Consider the following 1,989-nt stretch of genomic DNA (forward strand, 5'->3'; position numbering starts at 1 on the left):
GTGGACGCACGTGCCGGTGATCCTGACGCTCGGCTTCTTCAGCGGCGAGCTCAGCCCGGGACACCACGCCACTCTGCTGCTCTGCGTACTCGGCGGCGACCAGTCCAGCACCGGTGAGGTGGTCGCCGTGGTCGGCTTCGGGGGTGGCGCGGCACCGATCCCGCCGGCCCCGCCGGGTGCACTCACCGGCGGTGGGGCGGGGGAAGGCGTACCGAGGGTCCAGCCGACGGTGACGGCGAACGGGAGGCCGAGGGCCACGACGCTGAAAAAGATGGATCTGGGGGAGTACCGCACGTCCTCAACACCGGATCAGCAGCCCGAAAAGTTACGGCGTAGCCGGATTCGCCCCGAAGTACCGCCCCGGGAACAGCTTGATCGACGCCGATCCGGCCCGGTACTGTCCATCGGCTCGCATCGAATGCGAGCTCTTTTCCACGGGGAGATTCATGAATACCGGACGACCTCGCGGTCTCGCCGCGATGCTCACCCTCGCGCTCGGGGCCGGCACGGTGGCCGGCGCGGGTCTGCTCGGCTCGCCCGCCTGGGCCGCCGGCGGGCTGACCGGCACCTACACCCTGGACAGCACCAGCATCTGGACCGGTCAGCAGGTCACGCTGACCGAGGGCGAGCTGGTCGACGAGACCCCGGAATCGGTCGCGGAGCGCACGGTCGACTGGGGCGACGGCTCCCCCGTGCAGACTCTGGCCGCCGAGGCCAGGAAGGCCACCCACAAGTACGCCGCGGTCGGCAGCTACCCGGTCAAGGTGCAGCTGAAGGACACCGACGGCGAGGGCACCGCGACGATCACCAACGCCACCACGACGGTGCAGGTGGCGACCGCGATCGGCAGCTACAAGTTCAACGTCGCGTCGAACTGGAGCTGGGAGGGCGGCGGCGCCACGGCCAAGCTGCTGCTCTCGGGCGTCCCGGCCACCGTGACCCGGGTGTGGGTGGACTGGGGTGACGGCAAGACCAGCCTGCTCGGCCCCACCACCGGCTCGACGACGCACTACTACCCGGTCGGCACGCACGCCGCGCGGATCACCCTGGAGAACGCCCAGGGCAAGACCACGCCGGTGACCACCCGGGCGTACACGGTGAAGGTCGACTACACGGCCCCGAGCAGCACCCTCACGGTGCCGCGCAAGCCGGCCCGGGCCTCGTACTGGAAGACCATCCAGGGCACGGCCAAGGACGGCCAGATCGGCATGGACTCGGTCGGCGTGCAGCTGTGGAAGTGGACCGCCACCAAGGACTACTACTTCAACTTCTCCACCCGTAAGTGGGTCCGCTACACCCCGGGCAAGACGAAGATCCCCAGCGCGGCCGTCTCCTGGCGCGGGGTGGACTCCAAGGGCGTCTGGAAGGTGCCGGTGCCCGGCCTCTCGAAGGGTTACTCCTTCGAGGTCGACTACGTGGCGGTGGACCGGGCCGGCAACGACAACGGCTGGAAGTACCGGGTGCAGAAGCTCACCAGCTGAGTCACTCCGCGTTCAGGAAGGTCGAGATGCGCTCGCGCAGCTCCTTACGATGGGTCCACAGCAGCGTGGGCCTGTCGTAGACCTGCAACTCCGCACCCGGTAGCAGGCCGGCCAGGCGTTCCGCGACCGACACCGGGTGCACGTCGTCGCCGACACAGCCGATGACCAGGGCCGGGCCCCGGAACGCAGCCAGCACCGACTCGTCGGGCACCGCCGGGGCGCGCCACAGCGTGTCCAGCTCCGGGGCCAGCCCGTCGGTCAGCAGCTGCTCGACGCGGTGACGCAGATAGCTCCAGCCCGTCGGCGTGTTGCGCACCGCCGGCGGGAGCTCGGGCTCGACCGCCTCGGCGACCAGTGCCGCCTCGCCGGACTCCACCGCGGTGAGCAGCCGGGCCAGCCGCGCCTCGGCCACCGGCGGCCGTACGCCGTCCAGCGGCGCGGGCAGATAGAGCACGATCCGCTCGAAGCGCTCGGCAGACTGCGCGAGCAGCCGGCACAGCGCGCCCGC

The 1,989-nt window shown here is 70.6% G+C and carries 1 protein-coding gene and 2 pseudogenes; 1 reads left to right on the forward strand and 2 read right to left on the reverse strand.

Features of this window, described 5'->3' with window-relative positions; all coding sequences use genetic code 11:
* Positions 1 to 258, reverse strand: a pseudogene (locus AB0C29_RS45810) (hypothetical protein); the annotation flags it as partial.
* 188 nt (positions 259 to 446) lie between these two features.
* Here AB0C29_RS45810 and AB0C29_RS45815 point away from each other — a divergent pair.
* Entirely contained in the window at positions 447 to 1,481 is a 1,035-nt protein-coding gene (locus tag AB0C29_RS45815; RefSeq protein ID WP_360834286.1) for a PKD domain-containing protein, read from the forward strand.
* 1 nt (position 1,482) lies between these two features.
* Here AB0C29_RS45815 and AB0C29_RS45820 read toward each other — a convergent pair.
* Positions 1,483 to 1,989 (reverse strand): annotated as a pseudogene (locus tag AB0C29_RS45820) (alpha/beta hydrolase); the annotation flags it as partial.

Origin of the sequence: Actinoplanes sp. NPDC048791 (genome assembly GCF_040650095.1) — a bacterium.
Classification (GTDB): domain Bacteria; phylum Actinomycetota; class Actinomycetes; order Mycobacteriales; family Micromonosporaceae; genus Actinoplanes.

Bases quoted from the DNA above. Each gene is read 5' to 3' on its own strand.
- AB0C29_RS45815 (WP_360834286.1), top strand. From the start codon at position 447: ATGAATACCGGACGACCTCGCGGTCTCGCCGCGATGCTCACCCTCGCG.